This window comes from Rhizobium sp. AAP116 (assembly GCF_001295785.1).
GTDB lineage: Bacteria > Pseudomonadota > Alphaproteobacteria > Rhizobiales > Rhizobiaceae > Allorhizobium.
Window position 1 is genome coordinate 266,078 of record NZ_LJIB01000004.1, and the last position, 23,692, is coordinate 289,769.

At 61.6% G+C, this 23,692-nt stretch carries 23 protein-coding genes; 18 read left to right on the forward strand and 5 right to left on the reverse strand.

Annotated elements, in window-relative coordinates; genetic code table 11:
• Window positions 1-18: 18 nt before the first annotated feature.
• The 3 genes from IP85_RS03985 to IP85_RS03995 form a co-directional block, all read right to left on the reverse strand.
• Window positions 19-468, reverse strand: coding sequence for a DUF5680 domain-containing protein (locus IP85_RS03985; RefSeq protein WP_082347583.1), 450 nt, complete (start codon window positions 466-468; stop codon window positions 19-21).
• A 105-nt stretch (window positions 469-573) separates the two neighbouring features.
• Window positions 574-3,129 (reverse strand): HWE histidine kinase domain-containing protein, encoded by a 2,556-nt coding sequence (locus IP85_RS03990; RefSeq protein WP_054148361.1) that lies wholly within the window; start codon window positions 3,127-3,129, stop codon window positions 574-576.
• Window positions 3,092-3,673, reverse strand: coding sequence for a biliverdin-producing heme oxygenase (locus IP85_RS03995; RefSeq protein WP_054148362.1), 582 nt, complete (start codon window positions 3,671-3,673; stop codon window positions 3,092-3,094). Before IP85_RS03995 ends, IP85_RS03990 begins: the two co-directional genes overlap by 38 nt.
• 225 nt (window positions 3,674-3,898) lie before the next feature.
• Between IP85_RS03995 and urtA the strand changes: the two genes are divergently transcribed.
• The 18 genes from urtA to ureG all read left to right on the forward strand — a co-directional run bounded on the left by urtA (window position 3,899) and on the right by ureG (window position 19,369).
• Window positions 3,899-5,188, forward strand: a complete 1,290-nt coding sequence (gene urtA / locus IP85_RS04000) for an urea ABC transporter substrate-binding protein (RefSeq protein WP_054148363.1) — start codon at window positions 3,899-3,901, stop codon at window positions 5,186-5,188.
• A gap of 239 nt (window positions 5,189-5,427) precedes the next feature.
• Window positions 5,428-7,032 (forward strand): urea ABC transporter permease subunit UrtB, encoded by a 1,605-nt coding sequence (gene urtB, locus IP85_RS04005; RefSeq protein ID WP_054148364.1) that lies wholly within the window; start codon window positions 5,428-5,430, stop codon window positions 7,030-7,032.
• The gene (gene urtC / locus IP85_RS04010; RefSeq protein WP_054148365.1) at window positions 7,029-8,198 is read left to right on the forward strand and encodes an urea ABC transporter permease subunit UrtC; all 1,170 of its coding nucleotides are present in this window, start codon (window positions 7,029-7,031) and stop codon (window positions 8,196-8,198) included. Before urtB ends, urtC begins: the two co-directional genes overlap by 4 nt.
• Window positions 8,199-8,202: 4 nt before the next feature.
• Window positions 8,203-8,958, forward strand: coding sequence for an urea ABC transporter ATP-binding protein UrtD (gene urtD / locus IP85_RS04015; RefSeq protein WP_150127508.1), 756 nt, complete (start codon window positions 8,203-8,205; stop codon window positions 8,956-8,958).
• A gap of 184 nt (window positions 8,959-9,142) precedes the next feature.
• A complete protein-coding gene (urtE, locus tag IP85_RS04020) occupies window positions 9,143-9,838 on the forward strand; it encodes an urea ABC transporter ATP-binding subunit UrtE (RefSeq protein WP_054148367.1) in 696 nt (231 codons plus the stop codon).
• Window positions 9,839-9,935: 97 nt separating this feature from the next.
• Entirely contained in the window at window positions 9,936-11,063 is a 1,128-nt protein-coding gene (locus tag IP85_RS04025) for a PHB depolymerase family esterase (protein WP_054148368.1), read from the forward strand.
• Window positions 11,006-11,824: an urease accessory protein UreD gene (locus tag IP85_RS04030; protein ID WP_054148369.1), complete on the forward strand. Its 819-nt coding sequence runs from the start codon at window positions 11,006-11,008 to the stop codon at window positions 11,822-11,824. The genes IP85_RS04025 and IP85_RS04030 overlap by 58 nt, the downstream gene beginning before the upstream one ends.
• A gap of 22 nt (window positions 11,825-11,846) precedes the next feature.
• On the forward strand, window positions 11,847-12,149 hold the full coding sequence (locus IP85_RS04035; protein ID WP_054148370.1) for an urease subunit gamma: 303 nt from the start codon (window positions 11,847-11,849) through the stop codon (window positions 12,147-12,149).
• Window positions 12,150-12,153: 4 nt separating this feature from the next.
• Window positions 12,154-12,657 carry a hypothetical protein gene (locus tag IP85_RS04040; RefSeq protein WP_054148371.1) on the forward strand — a complete coding sequence of 168 codons (504 nt, stop codon included), beginning with the start codon at window positions 12,154-12,156 and terminating at the stop codon, window positions 12,655-12,657.
• Window positions 12,657-12,962: an urease subunit beta gene (locus IP85_RS04045; protein WP_054148372.1), complete on the forward strand. Its 306-nt coding sequence runs from the start codon at window positions 12,657-12,659 to the stop codon at window positions 12,960-12,962. The genes IP85_RS04040 and IP85_RS04045 overlap by 1 nt, the downstream gene beginning before the upstream one ends.
• 18 nt (window positions 12,963-12,980) lie before the next feature.
• Window positions 12,981-13,409, forward strand: coding sequence for a lysozyme inhibitor LprI family protein (locus IP85_RS04050; RefSeq protein ID WP_054148373.1), 429 nt, complete (start codon window positions 12,981-12,983; stop codon window positions 13,407-13,409).
• A gap of 12 nt (window positions 13,410-13,421) precedes the next feature.
• Window positions 13,422-14,072 (forward strand): Urease operon accessory protein, encoded by a 651-nt coding sequence (locus tag IP85_RS04055; RefSeq protein WP_082347574.1) that lies wholly within the window; start codon window positions 13,422-13,424, stop codon window positions 14,070-14,072.
• 5 nt (window positions 14,073-14,077) lie between these two features.
• Window positions 14,078-15,790 (forward strand): urease subunit alpha, encoded by a 1,713-nt coding sequence (ureC, locus tag IP85_RS04060; RefSeq protein WP_054148374.1) that lies wholly within the window; start codon window positions 14,078-14,080, stop codon window positions 15,788-15,790.
• Entirely contained in the window at window positions 15,790-16,473 is a 684-nt protein-coding gene (locus IP85_RS04065) for a TIGR02117 family protein (RefSeq protein WP_082347575.1), read from the forward strand. The genes ureC and IP85_RS04065 overlap by 1 nt, the downstream gene beginning before the upstream one ends.
• 177 nt (window positions 16,474-16,650) lie before the next feature.
• Window positions 16,651-17,505, forward strand: coding sequence for a GGDEF domain-containing protein (locus IP85_RS04070; RefSeq protein WP_054148375.1), 855 nt, complete (start codon window positions 16,651-16,653; stop codon window positions 17,503-17,505).
• A gap of 65 nt (window positions 17,506-17,570) precedes the next feature.
• A complete protein-coding gene (gene ureE, locus IP85_RS04075) occupies window positions 17,571-18,050 on the forward strand; it encodes an urease accessory protein UreE (RefSeq protein WP_054148376.1) in 480 nt (159 codons plus the stop codon).
• Window positions 18,034-18,729: an urease accessory protein UreF gene (locus IP85_RS04080; protein ID WP_054148377.1), complete on the forward strand. Its 696-nt coding sequence runs from the start codon at window positions 18,034-18,036 to the stop codon at window positions 18,727-18,729. Before ureE ends, IP85_RS04080 begins: the two co-directional genes overlap by 17 nt.
• 28 nt (window positions 18,730-18,757) lie before the next feature.
• On the forward strand, window positions 18,758-19,369 hold the full coding sequence (gene ureG, locus IP85_RS04085) for an urease accessory protein UreG (RefSeq protein ID WP_054148530.1): 612 nt from the start codon (window positions 18,758-18,760) through the stop codon (window positions 19,367-19,369).
• A 32-nt stretch (window positions 19,370-19,401) separates the two neighbouring features.
• Here the strand turns inward: ureG and IP85_RS04090 are convergent, their stop codons facing one another.
• Together IP85_RS04090 and IP85_RS04095 are read right to left on the reverse strand one after the other, a co-directional pair.
• The gene (locus tag IP85_RS04090; RefSeq protein ID WP_054148531.1) at window positions 19,402-20,085 is read right to left on the reverse strand and encodes a Crp/Fnr family transcriptional regulator; all 684 of its coding nucleotides are present in this window, start codon (window positions 20,083-20,085) and stop codon (window positions 19,402-19,404) included.
• A gap of 276 nt (window positions 20,086-20,361) precedes the next feature.
• Complete coding sequence (locus IP85_RS04095) at window positions 20,362-23,685, reverse strand: efflux RND transporter permease subunit (RefSeq protein WP_054148378.1); 3,324 nt, start codon at window positions 23,683-23,685, stop codon at window positions 20,362-20,364.
• Window positions 23,686-23,692 lie beyond the last annotated feature (7 nt).

Here is a 23,692-nt window from a genome sequence, read left to right on the forward strand (position 1 = left end):
CCAGAATAGCAAGGCCCGTCAGGGCTTGATGAGGCCGCCCTGATAGTCGAGTTGATAGACCACGCACTCACCCATGCGGATACGCTCGACACCGAGGAAGCTGCGGTAGTCTCCGACCGACTGGTCGACATATTCTCCGAGCGGGTGCAGGTAGGTGAAGCCGCCGAGAAAACGCTTTTCCTGATAAAGCGCCGTCAGAGCCTGCTTGATGACAGTGCCCGCCCGCCCGCCGTCGAAACGCTCGGCATCGAGGATGCGACCATAATAGTTCATTGCCCAGACCGGGATCTCGTCCTGCCAGACCACCTCCTGGCCGAGAAAGTCCGTTCCGCCAAAATGGCTGTCGAGATAACGAAAGCGTCCGCGCTCATAGGAAATGTCCTTGGCGCCAGTCCGGCTTGCCGAGGGGGCAGGGACCTTACCGCTGACATAGGTCACGGCCTTGGCTTCAATGATGAAACTTTCCAGAGCCTCCACGGTCGCCTCCCTTATGTCGGAACATAATGAGAACGTATTGGCTTCGGGCCGGCCTGGCAACCGTAGCAACGCAGGGGTTGCGACAGTTTCAGCGGATCACTCTGCCGGAACCTGGGCGGCCAGCCTGTCGGAGAGTGCTTTCACGAGGGCGTCGGCATCATAGGGCTTACGCACGACGGGTACGGACAGCAATTCCTCGGGAACCGAAGAGCGATCGTCGTAACCGGTGGCGAAGACAAAGGGGATGCCCCGACGTATCAGCTCCAGGGCGACGGGCACCGAGGTGTCGCTGCCGAGGTTGATGTCGAGGATCGCGATCGCGGGGGCGAAACTCTTGAGGCGGTTCAAGGCATCGCTGCTCGAGCTCGCGGTCACGACATCGTCGATGCCGGCATCGGCGAGCATCATTTCCGCATCCATGGCGATCAAGACCTGATCCTCAACCAGTAGGACCGGTATTCCGGCGATGCTGGTCGGATGATCGGCCACTTCGGCCTCGACATGCGGATTTGGTTCTTCGCTCACGGTTTCAGCCTCCCAGCTCAGAAATCGGCCTGGCAGCCGGAACTCTGCATCCAGTCCCTCGGGGCGATAATCGACCCGGCTCGTCCCGCCGAGGTCGTAGGGAATGCTACGCTCGATGAGGGCTGAGCCAAAGCCCTTGCGACCGATGGGGCCAATGGTCGGTCCGCCGCTTTCGCGCCAATGCAGTCGGCAGTCGCCGTCCCCGGTTTCCTCCCAGTAAATGGCGAGTGCGCCACCGTCACGCGAAAGGGCGCCGTACTTTGCAGCATTCGTGCACATCTCGTGGATCACCAGTGCTGCCACGGCATGGGCCCGGGCGTCGAGCGTGACGGAGGGGCCGTTCACCTCGATCACGCTACGACCAGCGCGATAGGGCAGAAGCTCTGCCTGCAGCAGGTCTTTCAGCGTGCCGCCACCACCACCCCGCGTCAGCTGGTCATGGGCATGAGATAGCGCATGGATCCGCCCGCGCAGCGAGCCGATATAGTCCTGGATCGGCAGCTCATCCTGCGAGGGCGCCGCCACCAGCGACTTGATCACGGCCAGGATGTTCTTGACCCGGTGGTTCAGCTCCTCGTTCAGCATGCGCTGGCGCACGTCTGACTTGCTGCGTTCCTCTTGCATCAGCTCGTTGTGACGCAGGACGATCTCGACGGTCGCCGAACGGATCGCTTCCGCAATCTCGAAATCGCTGTCGCGCCAAGGCGCCGCCTGGCGCTGAACCGTTTCCTTCCAAAGGGCAAAGCTCTTGCGTGGGGTCAGGCGATCGCCGAGCGGGCCAGTCTCATAGGACTTGTCCGGATTGCCCGCCCAGTTCAGCGTCTGCAGGCGTTCCTTGCGGAAGAAGAAGATGTAGTCGCGCGGCAAATGCGAGAGGGGAACGGCCATGACGCCGGAAACGTCTTCGAAGAAGGCTTCGGCCGGCGGATAGTCCTCAGAAAGCGCCTTTGTCGACCAGATCCGGCCATCTGCCGCCTCGGTGATGAAGCGGGTAAAGTCCTCCTCGGCGCCCAGCGGCAGCGTGCTACCGATGGCCGTCCAGCGGCCATTCATCAGAAGTCCGACGCCGTCACAGGCGAACAGCGTCTGGAACTCGGGCAGGGCGGCGGTCAGGATGTCGTCGAGATCGGAGCGATGCGATGCCGCCTGGAGAAAACGGTCCAGCGAGCGCCGCGCCTCGTTGGAGATATCCAGCTTGCGTTTCTGCTTCAGCGCCAGGAGATGCAGCGAGAAGAACTCGCCGAACATTTCTGCCGCGATGCGCTCGGACATGGTCAGGGTCTTGGGCGCATAGTGATGGCAGGCGATCAGGCCCCAGAGCTTGCCGTCGACGATAATCGAGATCGACATGGAGGCCGAAACGCCCATGTTGCGCAGATATTCACAATGGATCGGCGAGACGCTGCGCAGGTGGGCGAAGGAAAGATCGAGCGGCGCGGCCCGTTCTTCAGCTTGCGGCAGCAGATCGACGCGCAGACCTCGCGCATCCGAAATGACGCGGATCGGGTTTTGCATGTAGAGGATGCGCGCCTGGCGCGGGATATCGGTCGCCGGAAAATACTGGCCGAGAAAACTCTCCAGATCGTGGCGCCTGGCCTCGCTCGCGACCTTGCCCGATCCATCTTCCTCGAAGCGGTAGACCATGACGCGATCGTAGCCGAGCACAGTGCGAACCAGCTTTGCGGACGAGGTGATCAGCAGATCGATATCGTTGATATCCTTTACTCGGCCGATCATTTCACGGGCGAGCTGCAGCGGCTGGGTGCGCCGAAACGAGGGCTCGAATTCGAGGATGGCGCCCTGCTTCTGGCGATGGACTGCGACATCGAAGTGCTGCCCCGTCGGAAGCTGGAGATGGGCGATCACGGCCGGGCGGCTCGCTTCGGGAGCCGCGGCCACGGCGTTGCGGATATCGTGGATCACGTCCTCGCCGAGCAGGTCGGCGATCCAGAGCCCGTCCATCGGGCCCTCGGCGCCCAGCATTTCCGGAGCATTCGCCGAATAAAGCCGGATCGAACTTATGCCGGGGTCGCAGGCGAGGAGACATCCGTGCGGCTGGATCGAGCCGGGGATGTGGATGGGTTCGCGATCACAATTGGTGAGGTCTACGGATGGAACGTTCTGCATTCAGGGCGCTTTCGAAGGCACTACGGGCATAGTCGAAAGCGGTGTTTGCCCAACTCGCAGCGGCTCGGTTGTCGTATACACGCACGTTCTCCATATGCTCGGTCAACGCACGCCAGCTGGAAAAGTTCCGTGCTTGTGAAAAAAGATGTCGTGCGCCGAAATCGGCCGACAAGCCGAGTGCTTCCGCGCGCTTGGCGAGGAGGCGGGCACCGAGCGCCGATCCTTCCAGGACATAAAGCAATCCGACGATGCCGTCGCCTTCTGGCGGCGTGAACGCCGGCTGGTCAGTCGGCGGGCGAGTGTTCAGGTCGGAAAGATCGGCCTCCAGTTCCGCATGGACACGGTGGGGCTCGTAGCCCTTGAGGTCCAAAGGCAGTTCTGCCTCGGAGAGCCAGGCTTCGACCGGCATGCGGAAGGCTGCGATGCCGGCCAGGTAACACTTGTAGTCATCAAGAGTCCGGAAACTGCCGACGAGACTATCGAGCGCCGCATGAGCGTCGGCAGTCGCCTCTTTGAGAGCCGTTCGACGGAGCGGGAAATCCATTGCAGTCCTTTCTAGATACGTCCTTCTATATCGATGGCTTTCTGATCTGTACAACCCTGAACTTGTAAGGCTGCGATCGGTCCGCCATACGTGTTCCCTCTTTTACCCCCCGACCTACGTCAAACGACGTATACGGTTTTGCACTGCGGCATCGGATAGTCCCCTTCAGCAACGGTTAACACTCATTAACCGACCGGTTGCGACCAAGAAGAGGGGATCACAACAATGTCCATGAAGATGAAACTGACAGGCGCGCTTCTCGGCGCCATGCTGTCGACGACGGCCTTCCACGGCGCATTCGCCCAGGAAGACACGATCAAGATCGGCGTTCTGCACTCGCTGTCCGGCACGATGGCGATTTCGGAAACGACGCTGAAAGACGCCATGCTGATGCTCGTCGAAGAGCAGAACAAGAAGGGTGGCATTCTCGGCAAGAAGATCGAAGCCGTCGTTGTCGACCCGGCGTCTGACTGGCCGCTGTTTGCCGAAAAGGCGCGCGAGCTGATTGAAAAGGACAAGGTTGCGGCCGTCTTCGGTTGCTGGACCTCGTCGTCGCGCAAGTCCGTTCTCCCTGTTTTCGAAGAGCTGAACTCGATCCTCTTCTACCCGGTCCAGTACGAGGGTGAAGAATCCTCGCGCAACATCTTCTACACAGGTGCTGCTCCGAACCAGCAGGCGATCCCGGCCGTTGACTACCTGGCCGAGAACGAAGGCGTCGAGCGTTGGGTTCTCGCCGGCACCGACTACGTCTATCCGCAGACGACCAACAAGATCCTCAAAGCCTATCTGATGTCCAAGGGCGTTGCCGAAGAAGACATCATGATCAACTACACGCCGTTCGGTCATTCCGACTGGCAGACCATCGTCTCCGACATCAAGAAGTTCGGTTCGGCCGGCAAGAAGACCGCCGTCGTTTCGACCATCAACGGTGACGCCAACGTGCCGTTCTACAAGGAACTGGGCAACCAGGGCATCAAGGCCGAAGACATCCCGGTCGTCGCCTTCTCGGTCGGTGAAGAAGAACTCGCCGGTCTCGATACCGCACCGCTCGTCGGTCACCTTGCCGCCTGGAACTACTTCCAGTCCGTCGACACCCCGGCCAATGCCGAGTTCATCAAGACCTGGCATGCCTTTACCGGCAACGAAAAGCGCGTGACCAACGACCCGATGGAAGCTGCCTATATCGGCTTCAACGCCTGGGTTAAGGCCGTCGAAGCTGCCGGCACGACCGAAACCGATGCCGTTCTCGACTCGATCATCGGCGTTGCCGTTCCGAACCTGACCGGCGGCTACTCGACCGTCATGCCGAACCACCACATCACCAAGCCGGTGCTGATCGGCGAAATCCAGGCCGACGGCCAGTTTGAAGTCGTCCAGGAAACGCCTGCCGTCGTCGGTGACGAGTGGTCCGATTATCTGCCTGATTCCAAGGACCTGATCGCCGATTGGCGCAAGCCGATGGAATGCGGCAACTTCAACGTTGCCACCGGCAAGTGCGGCGGCAAAGGCAGCTGATTGGCCGATCCCGACCTCCCCTGACGGGGAGGTCATCGCCTAGCGATGGGTGGGGGTGATCTCGTGCACAGCGTCACCCCACCCCGAACCTTCGGTTCGACCCTCCCCCTCAAGGGGAGGGTGTTTTCGAACCGGCTTTATGCGGGCTACCCCTTCTCCCCGTTCACGGGGAGAAGGTGCCGGCAGGCGGATGAGGGGCTTTTCAGGCTCCGCCGCCCCGCCAACCGGGGGACAACAGAATGCTTATCCGTTTCATCACACTCTCCTTTCTATTCCTTTCCTTCGCCGCGCCCTCCTTTGCGCAGAGCGATCCCAAGGATCTCATCAACGCTCTTGGAAAAGCCAGCTTTAAAGAGGCCGAAGCGCTTCTGGGGCAGATCGCCGCGACAGGCGATCCGCGCGTCGTTCCTGCGCTCGAAGCCTTTGCAGAGGGCGAACTCTTCGTTCGCAAGTCGGACAATCAGGTCTTCATCACCAAGGCTGCCGGCAGCAATCTGGCGGCCATCGATCCGTTGACGGGCGAGACTGTCGGCGAGGAGCCCAAGGGCGCCTTCACCAAGGTGAGGGTCAACAACAATCTCCGCCGCGCCATCCGTTCCGCCCTGGGCGGACTGACGCTGCTCAGCCCGGACAGGAATGTCCGTCTTTCTGCCGCCCAGGCGGTGCTGCAGTCTCCGAGTGCCGAAAACCTGGAGCTCGTCGAGACAGCGCTTGCCAAGGAAACCGATGCCGAGGTCAAGGCGCGCATGGAGCAGGCCCGTGCCGTGTCCATTCTGGCGTCTGACCGCTCGATCGAGGAGAAGCGAGGCGCGATCGAGGCTGTCGCATCGATCGGCGGCAGACCGGCCAAGAGCATCCTGCTCTCCGTATCCGGCACCATTGATGAGAGCTTGCGGCCGGATCTCGACGCCGCCGTCTCGAAGATCGAAGGCGAGTTGATCCTGTGGGATACCGCCGAGAGTGTCTGGTACGGCATCTCGCTCGGATCGGTGCTGCTGCTCGCGGCGATTGGCCTTGCGATCACCTTTGGCGTCATGGGCATCATCAACATGGCGCATGGCGAGATGGTGATGATCGGCGCCTATTCCACCTTCGTGGTGCAGCAGGTGATCCGAACCAGTTATCCCGGTCTCTTCGACTGGTCTCTCGCCATTGCGCTGCCCGTCGCCTTCCTGATGACGGCGGTCATTGGTCTCATCATCGAGCGTGGCGTCATCCGTTTCCTCTACGGTCGGCCGCTGGAGACCTTGCTTGCCACCTGGGGCATTTCGCTGATCCTCCAGCAGACCGTGCGCACGATCTTTGGCCCGACCAACCAGGAAGTGGGCAACCCGTCCTGGATGTCCGGCTCGTTTGCGCTGGGGGGCATGACGATCACCTGGAACCGTCTCTGGATCGTGCTGTTTTCGCTCACCATCTTTTTCGCGCTGCTCGCGCTGATGAAGAAGTCCGCCTTCGGCCTGCAGATGCGCGCCGTCACCCAGAACCGCCGCATGGCGTCTTCCATGGGCATTCGGACACCCTGGGTCGATGCCTTCACCTTCGCGCTCGGATCGGGCATTGCTGGGATTGCCGGTGTGGCGCTCAGCCAGATCGACAACGTCTCACCGAACCTCGGCCAGGCCTATATCATCGACAGCTTCATGGTCGTGGTCTTCGGCGGTGTGGGCAATCTCTGGGGCACGCTGGTTGGCGCCTTGTCGCTCGGCATTCTCAACAAGTTCCTCGAACCTTCGGTTGGTGCGGTGCTCGGCAAGATCCTCGTGCTCGTGCTGATCATCCTCTTCATTCAGAAACGACCGCGCGGCCTCTTTGCGCTCAAGGGAAGGGCGGTGGAAGCATGATTACCGGCTTCATCTTACGCGCACTCGAAGGCAAGATCCTCATTGCCGCCGGCATCCTCGTCGCCTTCGCACTGCTTATTCCAGCGCTCAACCTGCTCACACCACCCGACAGCCCGTTGCATGTGCCGACCTATGTCATGTCGTTGCTCGGCAAGTATCTCTGCTACGCGCTGCTGGCGCTGGCGCTCGATCTCGTCTGGGGCTATTGCGGCATTCTCTCGCTTGGCCACGGCGCCTTCTTCGCGCTCGGCGGCTATGCCATGGGCATGTATCTGATGCGCCAGATCGGCTCCCGTGGCGTCTATGGCGACCCTATCCTACCCGACTTCATGGTCTTCCTGAACTGGAAGGAGCTGCCGTGGTTCTGGCACGGCATGGACATGTTCCCGGTCGCCATGGCCATGGTGCTGATCGTGCCCGGTCTGCTCGCCTTCTTCTTCGGCTGGTTTGCCTTCCGCTCCCGCGTCAACGGCGTCTATCTCTCGATCATCACCCAGGCGATGACCTATGCGTTGATGCTTGCTTTCTTCCGCAACGACATGGGCTTTGGCGGCAATAACGGCCTCACCGACTACAAGGAAATCCTCGGTTTCTCCGTCCAGGCGGACGGAACGCGTGCGGTGCTCTTTGCGCTCTCGGCGATCTTCCTGGCGCTCTGCCTGGTGATTGCGTCCGGCATCACCCGTTCTAAGTTCGGCAAGGTGCTGGTCGGCGTGCGCGATGCGGAAAGCCGCGTGCGCTTCCTTGGTTACCGGGTCGAGAACATCAAGCTCTTCACCTTCGTCGTCTCGGCGATGATGGCGGGCATTGCCGGTGCGCTCTTCGTGCCGCAGGTCGGCATCATCAATCCCGGTGAATTCGATCCGGCCAACTCGATCGAAGTCGTGGTCTGGGCGGCTGTCGGCGGGCGCGGCACGCTGATCGGGCCGATCATCGGGGCGATCCTCGTCAATGTCGGCAAGAGCTATTTCACAGGCGCGTTCCCCGACCTCTGGCTGTTTGCACTCGGCGGTCTCTTCATCTTCGTCACGCTCTTCCTGCCTAAGGGCATCGTTGGCACGGTGCAGCAGTATCTCGCACGCCGGAAGGAATATCGGGATGCAGCCGACAAGGATGCGGCTGATACCGGCGTGAAACCTCAACCGGCCCCCGTGGCTGCGGAGTGATGTGATGAGCGACAAGACCACGTCCAGCCTGCTCTATCTCAACGGTGTCTCCGTCTCCTTCGACGGCTTCAAGGCGCTGAATTCGCTCTCCTTCATCGTCGAACCCGGTGAACTTCGCGCCATCATCGGCCCGAACGGCGCCGGCAAGACTACGATGATGGACATCATCACCGGCAAGACCCGGCCTGACAGTGGCGAAGTCTTTTTCGACGGTGGCAAGATCGACCTCACCAAGAAGGATGAGGCCGAGATTGCCCAGCTCGGGATCGGCCGCAAGTTCCAGAAGCCGACGGTGTTCGAAAGCCATACCGTCTGGGACAATCTGGAACTGGCGCTGAACCGCAAGCGGGGTGTCTTTGCCACGTTGTTCTATAGCCTGTCGTCCAAAGACAAGGCGCGCATCGAGGAGATCCTCGAGACGGTTCGTCTGACCCATCGCAAGGACGAGCTCGCTGCCAATCTCTCCCACGGCCAGAAGCAGTGGCTGGAGATCGGCATGTTGCTGGCGCAGGAGCCGAAGCTGCTGCTCGTCGACGAGCCGGTCGCCGGCATGACGGATGCCGAGACGGCTGAGACGGCCATCCTGCTCAAGGAAATCGCCAAGACCCGCTCCGTCGTCGTCGTCGAACACGACATGGGCTTCATCCGCGACCTCGGCGTCAAGGTGACCTGTCTGGCGGAAGGCTCGGTCCTGGCCGAGGGCTCGATCGATTTCGTCTCGAACGACCAGAAGGTCATCGAAAACTATCTGGGGCGGTGATGATGAGCGCTCTGGCGTTTGCCCCTCACCCTAACCCTCTCCCCGCAGGCGGGGAGAGGGGACTTGCCCGCCGGAACCTCGGCGGTGGTCGCAAGGGCGGCAGCACGGGGTCTTCTCCCCGCTTGCGGGGAGAAGGTGGCGGCAGCCGGATGAGGGGCGACCTAAATTTGAAAAGAGAATTGCGATGCTGACAGTCGAAAACGTCAATCTCCACTACGGTGCCGCACAGGCTCTCCGAGGCGTCTCCATCAATGCCGAGATGGGCAAGATCACCTGCGTGCTCGGTCGCAACGGGGTCGGCAAGTCGTCGCTTCTGCGCGCCATCACCGGCCAGCATGCGGTGTCGGCGGGAACGATCACCTTCAACGGCCAAAAGCTCAACGGCATGGCGCCGTTCAACCGGGCGCGAACAGGGGTGGGTTATGTGCCGCAGGGTCGCGAGATCTTTCCGCTTTTGACCGTGAAAGAAAACCTCGAGACCGGTTATGCGCCGCTGGAGCGCAAGGACCGCTTCATTCCGGATGATATCTTCGCGCTGTTTCCAGTCCTCGACACCATGCTGTCGCGGCGCGGGGGTGACCTCTCCGGTGGGCAGCAGCAGCAGCTGGCGATCGGGCGAGCTATGGTGACGCGGCCGAAGATCCTGGTGCTGGACGAGCCGACCGAGGGCATCCAGCCGTCGATCATCAAGGATATCGGCCGGGCGATCCGCTACCTGCGCGATACGACCGGCATGGCGATCCTGCTGGTCGAGCAGTATCTGGATTTCTGCCGGGAGCTCGCCGATCACGTTTACATCATGGATCGCGGCGAGATCGTGCATGAGGGTGCAGCGGAGACGCTCGATACGCCGGAAGCGCGGCGTCATCTGACCGTCTGATTTTGCAAGACAGGGTTGATGATTTATTAGCGAAGTCGGGTTGATGCTGGGGACACGCGTGATATTGAACGCGCATCTTCGAACAGAAGGCACATCCATGACAACCAGCACGGTTTTCCCACTCGTGCGGGCACGCGGTATTTCGCGCGTGGTCGCGGGGCTCTTTCTCTTTGGTCTTTCCAGCGCCGCCGCCCAGGCGGCGGGGTGTGGCGAACCCGTCCAGCCCGGCCACTACAGCCTCAGCTTTCAGTCCGGTGGTGTGGAGCGCGAGGCGATCTATGTTATTCCGTCGAGCTATACGGGCAAGAAGAAGGTCCCGTTGGTTCTCGATTTCCACGGCTCCAACAGCAATCCGAAGGTCCAGCTCGGCCGCAGCCACTGGAACGAGGTTGCCGAGCGCGAGGGCTTCGTGGTCATGGCGCTGGCCGGCAGCCTGAAGGGTGGATTGCCGAACACCTATGCCTGGAACGTGCCCGGTGTCACGGCAGGTGAGGGCGCGGATGAGTCCGCCGCCATTCGTGAGGCGCTGAAGATCGCAAAAGAAAAGCTCTGCATCGACGCAACCAAGGTTTACGCCTCGGGTTATTCCGGCGGCGGGCGCATGCTGTCGCAGTATATCTGCAACGGCTTCGGCGACTTTGCCGCTGCCGGCTTCGTCATGGGCCTGCGTGCCGGTACACCCGTCGAAGAAAACGGTGTCTGGCGGCCGCGGCGGGAAAGCTGCCAGCCGAGCCGGCCGGTATCGATTATCTCCTTTTCCGGCAAGAAGGATCACGTCAATCCGTTCGAAGGCGGTGGCCGGGCCTATTGGCGGTATGGCGGCGAAGTTGCGCTCAACCGCTGGGCCGAACTCAACGGCTGCGATACGCGGGCCTCTCTCGAGACCGGTGAGAATGCCGACGTGGCGACCTATGCCGGCTGCCGCGCAGGCACCAGCGTTGTCTCCTATGTGATTGCCAGTGCCGACCACGCCTGGCCGGCCCGCACGGTGCGCTTCCGTCTCGCTTCTAACGGCGACAAGGCGATCCGCGAGGTTGATGCGACCGACAGAATGTGGGAGTTCTTCAAAGCCTCGGGCGGCGAGATGATTGCGACAGTCGCAGTCGACGCTGCCTGCAGCGACAAACAGAAAACCGCCGCGATCAGCGATGGCGGGCAGGGGACACGGTGCACGCGAACAAGCAAACCAGACAGCAACGCGCCGTCGGTGTCGGACGACTTGTGACAAAGTCGCTCGGCGGGCGTACGCGCATCGCCGAGCTTTATCAGGAAGGGGCGGCCAAGATCCGCCTTCCTGAGAGTTTCACCGACGAGCTCGAAGCGGTGACGATCAACACTGCGGGCGGTATTACTGGTGGCGACCAGTTCGACTGGAGCTTTCGCGCCGGTCCTGAATGTTTCCTCACCGCGACCACGCAGGCCTGTGAGAAGATCTACAAGGCCTCTGCCGGTACCGGCCAGATCACCACGCGGATCGAGGTGGGCGAGGGCGCCAAAATGCATTGGCTGCCACAGGAAAGCATTCTCTTCGACAACGCCTCGCTGACGCGCCGGCTGGAGGTCGACCTCGCCGAGGATGCCGAATTCTTGGCCGTCGAGGCGATCCTGCTCGGGCGCAAGGCCATGGGGGAGGCGATGAATGCGGGTCTGGTTCGCGACCGCTGGCGGATCCGTCGCGGAGGTCAGCTTTTGCATGCCGAAGAGCTGAAGCTCGAGGGGGATGTCGCTAACCTTGTGGCGTCCCCGGCGGTACTTGCCGGGCGCGTGGCCTTTGCGACTCTCATCTTCGTCAGCCCGCGTGCCGAAGCGCTGATCCGCCCAATTCGTGAGCAGATCGGTGAAGAAATGGGCGGCGTAAGTCATTGGCAAGGCAAGCTTGTTGCCCGTGTGGCTGCCTCCGACGGTTTTGCCTTGAGAAAAATCCTGTTGCCCGTCATTTCGGCCTTGCGCGGGGGCGCGTCTGTGCCAAAAGTCTGGAATCTCTGACGATCACGCCATTGGAGCACGCATGAATCTGACGCCGCGGGAAAAGGACAAACTGCTGATCGCGATGGCCGCCATGGTAGCCCGGCGCCGGCTGGAACGGGGCGTGAAGCTCAACTATCCGGAAGCGATCGCGCTGATCACTGACTTCGTCGTCGAAGGTGCGCGTGACGGCCGCATGGTGGCGGATCTGATGGAGGCGGGCGCCCATGTCATCACCCGCGATCAGGTGATGGAAGGCATTGCCGAGATGATCCACGACGTGCAGATCGAAGCGACCTTCCCCGATGGGACGAAGCTCGTGACCGTGCACGAACCAATAAGGTGATAAAATGGGTGCGACGTCAGTCGAGGCGGCTCAGTATCTCATCGAGGAGTTGAAGTACATCAGGTCTCGACTGGAAGGTCTCTCTTCCGAAGTCACCCGGATTGAGATATTTTCCTTAAGCGGGTTTGTCTCGTTCTATGGTTTTATGTTGTTCGGTGATTTGGAGTCTCAGCATTCGGCATCCGCTGATGGTCTTTTTGTTTTGAGTCGTGATTATGTGTTTTTTTTAATCGGTTTGTTTGTTTTTCTTTTTTTTGTTTATGGGTGGGTGAGATATAAATTGATCATGGATGCGATTGTGAAGCATGATGATTATATTCGTGATTTTATAGAGCCTTACTTTCACAGTGGTACATCGAGGCCTGGATTTGTGAGATACTACGGAGAGTACATTGCGGGGAAGCCTCTCAATCATCGGCTTTGGAGGCACGTCTACTGGGGAGGCGGCGCGTCAATCACGCTACTCAACTTCTTGTTTCAGTTGTGCTCGATATATGGAGAAGCCTGATGATCCCCGGTGAAATCATTGCAGCACCTGGCGAAATCGAACTGAATGCCGGCCATCCGACGGTCACGATCGAGGTGTCGAATAGCGGCGATCGCCCGGTGCAGGTCGGCAGCCACTATCATTTCTACGAGACCAATGCCGGGCTGATCTTCGAGCGCGAACAGGCGCGTGGCATGCGGCTCGACATCCCGGCTGGAACGGCCGTGCGCTTTGAGCCAGGACAGACGCGTCAGGTGACGCTGATCCCGCTCTCCGGCAAGCGGGAGGTCTATGGTTTCCGCCAGCAGGTCATGGGCAGCCTCTGATATGGGCGAGGCGGGGGCATGGGGCGAGCGATGAACTGGAGCGTGATCCTGATGCTGTGCGGTTGCGTATTGCTGCAAGACGCGCCGGCCTCGGGTGAGGACGTGCGGGACGTCGATTGCAACAATGCCCAGACCCAGGCCGACATGAACCAGTGTGCGGCCGAGGACTATCGAAAAGCCGATGCCGCGATGAATGCCCAATGGGCCGAGACGCGCGCCGCCATGCTCGCATGGGACAAGGCGACGCCACCCCCGGACGAGAATGGAGCAGCCAAGCGGCTTCTGGCTTCGCAGCGTGCCTGGCTCGCCTATCGCGACACGGCCTGCGATGTCGAAGGTTACTCGGTCGAAGGTGGTTCGATGCAGCCATTGGTGATTTCATCCTGCCTTGCGGAGCTGACCAGGCGCCGCACGGAGGCGCTGAAATCGCTGGTCGGGCTCTATTGAGGGTGTGACGCGATGGCTCAGGCGAGACAGATCATGATCGTCGGCAATGGACCTGTTGATGCGGGGGCAGCGCCTCTGATCGACGGGGCCGATCTGGTGATCCGCTTCAACGGCAGCCGGAATTTTGGTTCAGCCGGACAAAAGACCGACATCATCGCCGTCTGCAACACCGGGCGACCGGGAGCTGTCATGCTCGCCGACCCAGAGTGGCGCGATAGCGAGGCCGTCCGCCGTACCGCCGCGATCTGGTCCGTGCGTGATCCCGATAAATTCGCCGAACTCAAGCCGCAGCTGGCGATCAGCCATCCCGAGCTCGACGATTTCTGCGACGACTACACCGATGGTTTTGCGACCTTTGCCACGGCCAATGGCAAACAGCACAGGATTATCCATGGCGACGTGCATACGGCCCTGGATGCGGCGCTTTTGGCGCTCGATGCCGAACCTTATGTCGTGCCGTCGAGCGGCATGGTGGTGATCCAGGCGCTGCTCACGGATCCCCGGCATGCCGAGGACACGATCATTCTTGCCGGCTTCGGCCACAGCGGCTGGGACGGTCATCCCTTCGAGGCCGAACGCCGTCTGGTGGACCGTTACATTGCCAGTGGCCGCGTGATGCGGCTGCAGCCTCTCTTCGCTTCCTCCCTCTCCCAAGGAACCTGACGCCCATGTCCTACAAGATGTCCCGCGCCGCCTATGCTTCGATGTTCGGTCCGACCACGGGCGACAAGGTGCGTCTTGCAGATACGGAACTGTTCATCGAGGTGGAGAAGGATTTCACCACCTATGGCGAAGAGGTGAAATTCGGTGGCGGTAAGGTCATCCGTGATGGCATGGGGCAGAGCCAGGTAACGCGGGCGGATGGCGCCGTCGATACTGTCATCACCAATGCGCTGATCCTCGACCATTGGGGCATCGTGAAGGCCGATATCGGCCTCAAGGACGGCCGGATCGTCGCGATCGGCAAGGCCGGCAATCCGGATACCCAGCCCGGCGTCAACATCATCGTTGGTCCCGGCACGGAAGCCATCGCGGGCGAAGGCAAGATCGTCACTGCCGGCGGCATGGACGCGCATATCCACTTCATCTGCCCGCAGCAGATCGAGGAGGCGCTGATGTCCGGCCTCACCTGCATGCTGGGCGGTGGTACGGGGCCGGCACATGGCACGCTTGCCACCACCTGCACGCCCGGCCCCTGGCATATCGCCCGGATGATCGAGGCAGCCGATGCCTTCCCGATGAACCTTGCCTTTGCCGGCAAGGGGAATGCGTCGCTGCCCGGCGCGCTTGAGGAGATGGTACTCGGAGGTGCTACCTCGCTGAAGCTGCACGAAGACTGGGGCACGACGCCTGGCGCCATCGATTGCTGCCTCTCGGTTGCCGACCAGTACGATGTCCAGGTGATGATCCATACGGACACGCTGAACGAGAGCGGCTTTGTCGAGGATACTGTCAACGCCATCCGTGGCCGCACGATCCACGCCTTCCACACGGAAGGGGCGGGCGGCGGTCATGCGCCTGATATCATCAAGATCTGCGGCCAGATGAACGTCATCCCGTCGTCGACCAATCCGACGCGCCCCTACACGGTAAATACGATCGCCGAGCATCTGGACATGCTGATGGTCTGCCATCACCTGTCGTCGTCGATCCCCGAAGACATCGCCTTTGCCGAAAGCCGCATCCGCAAGGAAACGATCGCGGCCGAAGACATCTTGCATGACATCGGTGCCTTCTCGATCATCTCGTCCGACAGCCAGGCCATGGGCCGCGTCGGCGAAGTGATCATCCGCACCTGGCAGACGGCCGACAAGATGAAACGCCAGCGCGGTGCGCTGCCGTCCGAAACCGGCGACAACGACAATATGCGTGCCAAGCGTTATGTCGCGAAATACACCATCAACCCGGCGATCGCCCATGGCGTCTCCCACGAGATCGGATCGGTCGAAGTCGGCAAGCGCGCCGATCTCGTCATCTGGAACCCGGCCTTCTTCGGCGTCAAGCCTGATATGATCCTGATGGGGGGCATGATTGCCGCCGCCCCGATGGGCGATCCGAACGCCTCGATCCCGACGCCGCAGCCGGTGCATTACCGTCCGATGTTCGGTGCCTATGGCAAGGCGCGCACCAACACCTCCGTCACCTTCGTCAGCCAGGCCGCCATCGATGCCGGTCTCGGCAACCGTCTCGGCGTCGCCAAACAGCTCGTGGCAGTCAAGAACACCCGTGGCGGAATTTCAAAGAAGTCGATGATCCACAACGACTTGACGCCGCATGTGGAAGTGGATCCGGAAACCTATGAAGTGCGCGCTGATGGTGAGTTGCTGACTTGCGAGCCGGCAACGAAGCTGCCGATGGCGCAGCGGTATTTCCTGTTCTGATGCGCTTTGCCATTAAGGTGACGAAATGGATGGGCGGCCTGATGGTCGCCCTTCTTGTTGCGCTTTCAATGGGCGTGTTCGTGCCCCGTCCGCTGGCCTCGCCTGCGGAGGCATCCGTGGGCGACGGAACGCAGATCCTGCTGCTCGCCAATCCTATCCATACCGATATCGCGCTGCCGGTCGATGACGAGGTGCGGGCCGCCTTTGCCGATCTCGTTCCCTCCGGCCTGCCGGTCGACATGCCCGGTGTCGAGTATCTGATCATCGGCTGGGGTGGGCGGTCCTTCTACATCGAAACGCCGACCTGGGGCGATATCCGGCCGCTGCCGGTCCTGAAGGCGCTGACCATCGATCGCTCCGTACTGCATGTCTCGGTTGCCGGTCCGATCGATCCTGCCCATCCCACGGCGCGCCCGCTCGTGGTGACGCAAGAGGGGCGCAAACGGATGATCGCGGCGATCCGTGCGAGCTTCGTGCGTGACGGCGGTTCGCCGGTTGCCATTCCCGGTACGGCCTATGGTTTCGACGACGCCTTCTTCGAGGCAAAGGGCGCGTTTAACGCCTTTCTCGGATGCAACACCTGGACGGCTGCGGTGTTGCGGGCAGGTGGGGTGCGTACGGGCTGGTGGACGCCCTTGCCGCAATTGCTCGATCTTTCCATCGATCTTCACCACGGTGCCTGAGACCTCGACATCGATCTTGCCATCGCCGCCTGACCGCGCGTCATCGGATGACATTGTCGTCCATTTTAGGTGCTTCCGAGGTCAATGCGGCGATCGATCGCATTTTAGCGATTCGATTAGGGATTGAGGAAGCGACACTGCCTAATCCAGTACGCATCTTCATGAAGGAGCGGGCGGTTGAGTCGCGGCAGCAAATGGCTTTGGCGGCAGGTCGATGTGGGGGCGCTGGACAGCGCCGGCGCGGTCCGTCGCTTTGCCCTGTCGGTTGGTTTCCGAGCGGTGATCGTGACCAGTCTGGCAGGCCTCGTCTTGCTGCCGCTCCTTTATGTCCTCAACGTCGTCGCCACTCCGATCGACCAGACGATGCGGTTGATGGTGGCCTTTTCCTGGCTGTTCGGCGGCGTGCTTTCGGCTGCCTGTGCTTTCGTCGCCGGCCATGTGCTGCGTGAACTTCTGCTGTCGCGGCGAAAGTTCGAGCGCCTCAGCCGCACCGACACACTGTCCGGTCTCGCCAACCGCCGTGCCTTCAACGAGGCGTCACTCGCCATTGATCGGGATGCTTCCCTCGCGATCATCGATATCGACCGGTTCAAGACGATCAATGATCGCTACGGCCATCAGACGGGGGATCGCGTCATCCAGTCCATCTCCTCGCTGTTGAAGGAGGTCTTTGGCGAAGCGCATCTCGTCGCCCGCCTCGGCGGGGAGGAATTCGGCGTCATCATCAGGGGCGGCAGCGTTGCCGAAAGGCTCGCTCTTGTCGAGCAGGCGAGACGTCGTGTGGCGGCCGAAACAATCCTGTTCCAGGATGCGGAGCTTCACGTCACAGTCTCCGCCGGCGTTGCCGAATTTACGCCCGGCAAGCGGCCCGAAAGCGTCTATGCCTGGGCAGACAAGGCGTTATACCTTGCCAAGGAAAGTGGACGGGATTGCGTTTTCCACGAAAATTCGCTCGCCCTTGTGGAGGCTTTTTCCGCCGATCATGCCCCTGATGATGCTCAGCTTTTTGCGGCCATCGGACGCCGGGGCTGAAGAACGATCTTGCTGTCTGCCTTATTCCTGTGCATGGTTCAAAAAACAGCCATGCCGGAGTTTTCATGCAGCGTGCAACGTCTTTCAAATCCGCCGGTTTTATCACCGATGCGCCTGATGGGGTCGTTGTGCTTCCCCATGACGGGCGCCATCTGCGGCGCAAGCTCTTGCATCTCGACAATGGCGAGATGGTCATGCTCGACCTCAAGGAGCCTGTGCTGTTCCATCATGGAGATCGGCTCGTGCTCGACGATGGCACGACCATCGAGATCCAGGCGGCGGAGGAACGGCTGTTCGAGATCCGCGCGCGCGATACTCTGCATCTGATCGAACTTGCCTGGCATCTCGGCAACCGGCATCTGGCGGCCCAGATCGAGGCCGACCGTATTCTGATCCAACGCGATCACGTCATCCGCGACATGCTGGCCGGGCTCGGGGCCGAGGTCAGTGAGGTGGTCGAGCCGTTCCAGCCGGTGCGCGGGGCTTATCATGCGCATGGTAGCCACGGTTCCCACGGGGGGCACCACGATGCCGGCCACGGCTGAGTTGGGCGCCGGTGGCCTTGGTGGTCGCCAGGCGCTTCTGCGTCTGATGGCCTGGCTGTCACCGGCCTTTCCGGTTGGCGGGTTCTCCTATTCTGCGGGCTTTGAGAGCGCTGTGGTGGAGAGGCATGTCGTTGATGGTGACGCGGTCGAGGCCTGGCTTCAGATGCTGATGAGCGACGGCGGGCTGCGCAATGATGCAATCCTGCTCTCCGAGGCGCATCGCTGCCAGAACGAGGGCCGGGCGCTTGCCGACCTCATTGCACTCGCGGCAGCGTTGGCGGGGTCCGCGGAGCGGCATGCTGAACTCACCCGGCTTGGCGAGGCCTTCGTCAAGGCGGCTGCCGCCTGGCCGCATCCCGTGATCGACACACTGGCGGGGCCTGTGCCCTACAGCGTCGCCATTGGTGCGGTGGCGTCAGCCCATGGGGTCGGACGATCCGACGCGCTTGCCGCCTTCCTGCACGCGCAGGTGTCGCAATATGTTTCGGTCGCGATCCGCCTCGGCGTGATCGGACAGACGCGCGGAGTGGCGATCCTCGCTGCATCGGAAAGCCGCATTCTCGATGCCGCCTCCCGATTGTCCGAGCTCGGCCTCGACGATCTCGGATCGGCGACCGTCATTGCCGATACGCTCAGCATGCGCCACGAGACGCAATACTCACGGCTTTTCCAATCCTAGGCGAAAGCGCTTACACAGGACGAAGATGATGAAATCGAAGAATGGTCCTCTCCGCGTCGGTATCGGCGGGCCTGTCGGATCCGGCAAGACGGCGCTGACGGAAAAACTCTGCAAGGCCATGCGTGACGACTATTCGGTCGCGGTGGTGACCAACGATATCTATACGCGCGAGGATGCCGATGCGTTGATCCGCATGCAGGCTCTGAGTTCGGATCGCGTCGTCGGCGTCGAAACCGGGGGATGTCCGCATACGGCAATCCGTGAGGATGCCTCGATCAACCTGAAAGCCATTGCCGATCTCAATGCACGCATCCCGGATCTCGAGGTGGTCTTCATCGAATCGGGCGGCGACAATCTCGCGGCAACCTTCTCGCCCGATCTCGCCGACATCACCCTCTATGTGATTTCGGTCTGCCAGGGCGAGGAGATCCCGCGCAAGGGCGGGCCGGGCATCACGCGGTCGGATCTGCTTGTGATCAACAAGACGGATCTCGCGCCGCATGTCGGTGTCGATCTCGAGGTGATGGAGCGGGATGCTGGAAAGATGCGCTCTGAGCGCCCCTTCGTCTTCACCGATCTGAAGCGGGGTGCCGGTGTCGAACAGATCGTCAGCTTCCTGCGGCAGAGTGGGGGGCTCTGAGCAGAAGCCAAGGGGCCAGAGTGCCGATGCCCTCAGATCTGTCTGAGGGCGTTGACGTCGCTGATCTGGATCGTGCGTCCGCGCACCACGACGCCGACGCGCTTGAGCGTCGAGAAGGCTCGTGACAGTGCTTCGGGTGCCAGACCGAGCTTGCCCGCGAGCAGGCTCTTCTGGAAGGGCAGGCGAATAGAGGCTGGGCCGCCCTCGGCTTCACAATGGGTCAGGAGATAATGCGCGACGCGCTGCGGGGCGGTCTGCAGGCGGTCATTGGCAATGCAGTCCATTGTCGTGCGCAGATGGTCGGAGAGGCAGCGGATGACCGCCTTTGCGACATCCTTCTCCTGTTCGGAGAGTGCCCGGACGCGCTGCAGGTCGAAGCGTGCGAGCGTCACCGTTTCAGCCGCCTGGGCGTTGTAGAGATACTTGTCGCCGATCGCCAGCAGGCATTCGGCAAAGGTATCTCCGGGACCGCAGATTCGGATATCGGCTTCGCGACCGTCCTTGTTCAGGCGGTAAAGGCGCACATAGCCGCTCAGCACGCTGTAGAAGCTGTCGGCGGGCTCTCCTTCGCGGAACAGGACTTCGCGTGCCTCGTAGGTGGAGATGTTGGCGATTTCCATCATCGAGGCCATCGCCGTGGGGCCCAATTGTGACAAGAACGACGTCCGCAATAGCGTGTTCTTGTCGCGCGGGTTCAGTCTCAGGATCTTGTTCACGGTCTTCACGGCTCCCCATCCATCGCGGTATCAGGGCATGCACCGCTGCCGTCGTCGTGCTCAAGTCCGCCTCGTCGGATGTGCACGCCGCCTGCAGGTCCGGGTGGTCGTGCCCTTTCCATTGGTAGTCACAATATCGCGAGCGGGGGCAGATCCGATTGATTTCGATCAATCGCGCAACGGCAAATCAGGTTTGTCTAATCTGATCCGGCGGCTTGCAAAAACGCGAAAGGCCGGGCGCTGGGCCCGGCCTTTCGTGATCACCCAGCGTCGGTCCTACTCTGCGGCGAGCGGCGGCAGGTTGATGACGTTGCCGTTGCCATCGCCCTTGCGCGTAACCGGCTGGCTGCGTTCGACAGCCGCGACACGGCGATCTATGGCTTCCAGCGCCTGAACGTTCTGACGCGCCAGGAAGGAAAGGACTTCCGGTGTCAACGGCTCTTCCTCTTCTTCCTTCTTGCCGACGAAACGGCTGAAGATCCAGCCCAAGAGGCGGGAGACGTCGTCGAGGATCAGGAAGAAGGCCGGCACAACCACAAGGCTCAATACCGTCGAAACGATGATGCCGCCGATGACGGCGATCGCCATCGGCGCGCGGAACGAGCCACCTTCGCCGACGCCGAGCGCCGAGGGCAACATGCCCGCCGACATGGCGATCGAGGTCATGATGATCGGCCGGGCGCGCTTGCGGCCCGCTTCGACCATGGCCTCAAGCCGGTGCATGCCCTGACGACGCATTTCGATGGCGAAGTCCACGAGCAGGATGGCGTTCTTCGTCACGATGCCCATCAGCATCAGGATGCCGATCAGGACCGGCATAGAGAGCGCGTTGTTGGTGATGATCAGCGCGACCGCCACGCCGCCGATGGCAAGCGGCAGCGAGAACAGGATGGTGAAGGGCTGGATCACGTCCTTGAAGAGCAGGATCAGCACCGTTAGTACCAGGAGCAGGCCGAGGATCATCGCGTTGACGAAGCTCTGCTGCATCTCTGCCTGGATCTTGGCGTCGCCGCTTTCGGCGAGGCGAACGCTTTCCGGGATCTCGGCATTCTCCACCGTCGTGCGGAAGGCGGCCGTTGCGGTGTCGAGGGCGACACCCTGCGGCAGGCCGGCACCAATCGACACGACACGGTTGCGGTCGTTGCGCTTGATCGACGAGACGCCTTCGGCGTAGTCGATGTCGGCGACGCTGGAGAGCGGTACGGTCGCGCCGCTTGCCGTGCGCACCTTCAGCGACCGGATGGCGGCCAGATCCGTGCGCAGGTCCAGTGAAGCCTGGACGCGGATCGGGATCTGGCGGTTGTCGAGCGAGATCTTCGGCAGGGCTGCATCGACGTCGCCTATGGTGGCGACGCGAACCGTCTGGGCGATCTGCTGCGCGGTGATGCCGAGGCGAGCTGCCTCATCGGCGCGAGGGCGGATCTGCAGCTCCGGACGGGGCAGGGCGCCGTCGGCGCTGACATTGGCGAGTTCCGGCACCTGGCGAAGCTTGGCTTCGAGGATGCCGACAGCCTGGTTCAACTCTTCCTCGTTCTTGGAGAGGAAGTTGAAGGTGATGTCGCGCTCACCCCGATCATTGAGCTTGGTGACCCGGATATCCGGAATGCCGGCAAGCTTGGCGAAGACCTCTTCCTCGACATCCCATTGCGGACGGATACGGCCGTTTTCGGGAAGCTTCGGCATATATTGGCCGATCAGCGGAATGTTGCCGAGACCGCCATTGACGAGGGTCTTGGCAAGCGAATGCTCGATCCGGTCGAGGTTCATCGTCACGCTGGCACGGCGCAGCTCCAGATCGCCGCGCGGCGAGGAGCCGCCCAGGATGAAGATGCTGGCGACATCGGGCACGTCCTGGATGGCCGCGTAGATCTCGTCCGTCTTGCGTTCCGTTTCATCGAGCGTCGCATTTGGCGGAAGCTCGACGGAGAGCACGATACGGCCTGCATCTTCCGGCGGAATGAAGCTGCCGGGGACGCCTGCGAGAAGCATGATCGAGCCGATCAGAAAGGCGATGGCAGCAGCCAGCGTGCCAAGGCGCGAATACCAGCGACGCGTCGTGAAACGCACGAGCTTGGTATACATCTTGAGGGGCAGACTGTCGTTATCGTGATGGTCGTCCATCGCGTCTTCCGGCCGCATGAGATAGGCGGCCATCATCGGCGTGATGAGACGCGCCACAAGTAGCGAGAAGAAGACGGAGAAGGCCACCGTCAGGCCGAACTGGATGAAGTACTGGCCCGGGATGCCCGGCATGAAGGACACCGGCACGAAGACCGCGATGATCGTAAACGTCGTCGCGATGACCGCGAGGCCGATTTCGTCCGCCGCCTCGATGGCCGCGCGATAGGGCGTCTTGCCCATCTTGATGTGGCGGGCGATGTTTTCCACCTCGACGATCGCGTCGTCGACGAGAATACCGGTGGCCAGCGTCAGCGCCAGGAACGACACGAGGTTCAGCGAGAAGCCCATCATGTCCATGACCCAGAAGGTCGGGATGGCCGAGAGGGGCAGCGCTACGGCAGAGATCAGTGTTGCACGCCAGTTGCGCAGGAAGAGCAGAACCACGATGACGGCGAGGATCGCACCCTCGACGAGGGTATGCATCGCGGCTTCATAGTTGCCGTAGGTGAAGTAGACCGAGTCGTCGATCATCTCGATCTGGACGTCGGGGTTCTCGGCGCGAACCGTGGCGAGGCTCTCGGCCACGGTTTCTGCCACCGTCACTTCACTCGCCCCCTTGGCGCGGAAGACGGCGAAGGACACGACCGGCTTGCCGTCGTGACGGGCGAAGGATCTCTGTTCCTCGTACGTGTCGTAGACACGACCGAGGTCGGAAAGCTTGACGAAACGGCCGCCGGGGAGCGCGATTGTGGTGTTGGCAAGGCTCTCGACGTCGCGGTTGTCACCGAGCGTGCGGATCGACTGCTCGGCGCCTGCCACCTGGCCACGGCCCGAGCCCAGATCGACGTTCGTGCCCTTCAACTGGCCCGAGATGTCGGAGGCGGTGACGCCCAAGGCATCAAGGCGGTTGGGATCGAGTTCGACGCGCACCTCGCGATCGGCGCCGCCATAGCGGTCGACGCGACCGATGCCGGGCTGGCCCTGCAGGGCGCGCTTGACGCTGTCATCGACGAACCAGGAAAGTTCGGCAAGGTTCATGTTCGGCGAGGAGACGGCGAAGCTCTGGATTGCCTGACCCTCGACGTCGATCTTGGTGACGATCGGCTCCTCGACGGAGGCCGGAAGATCGCCACGGATCTGATCGATTGCGTCCTTGACGTCCTGCACCGCCTGTTCGGTGGGCACTTCCATGCGGAACATGACGACCGTCTGGGACATCCCGTCGGTGACGGTCGAATTGATTTCGTCGACGCCGGTGATCGAGGCCACCGCGTCTTCGACTTCCTTCGTCACCTGGCTTTCGAGTTCAGCCGGGGAGGCACCACTCTGGCCCACGGTGATTGCCACAAGCGGCACGTCGATGTTCGGGAAGCGGGTGATCGGCAGCGCATAAAACGACTGGATGCCGACGACCATCAGCAGGAAGAAGCCCAGGATCGGCGCAATCGGATTGCGGATGGACCATGCGGAGAAGTTCATGGCGTCG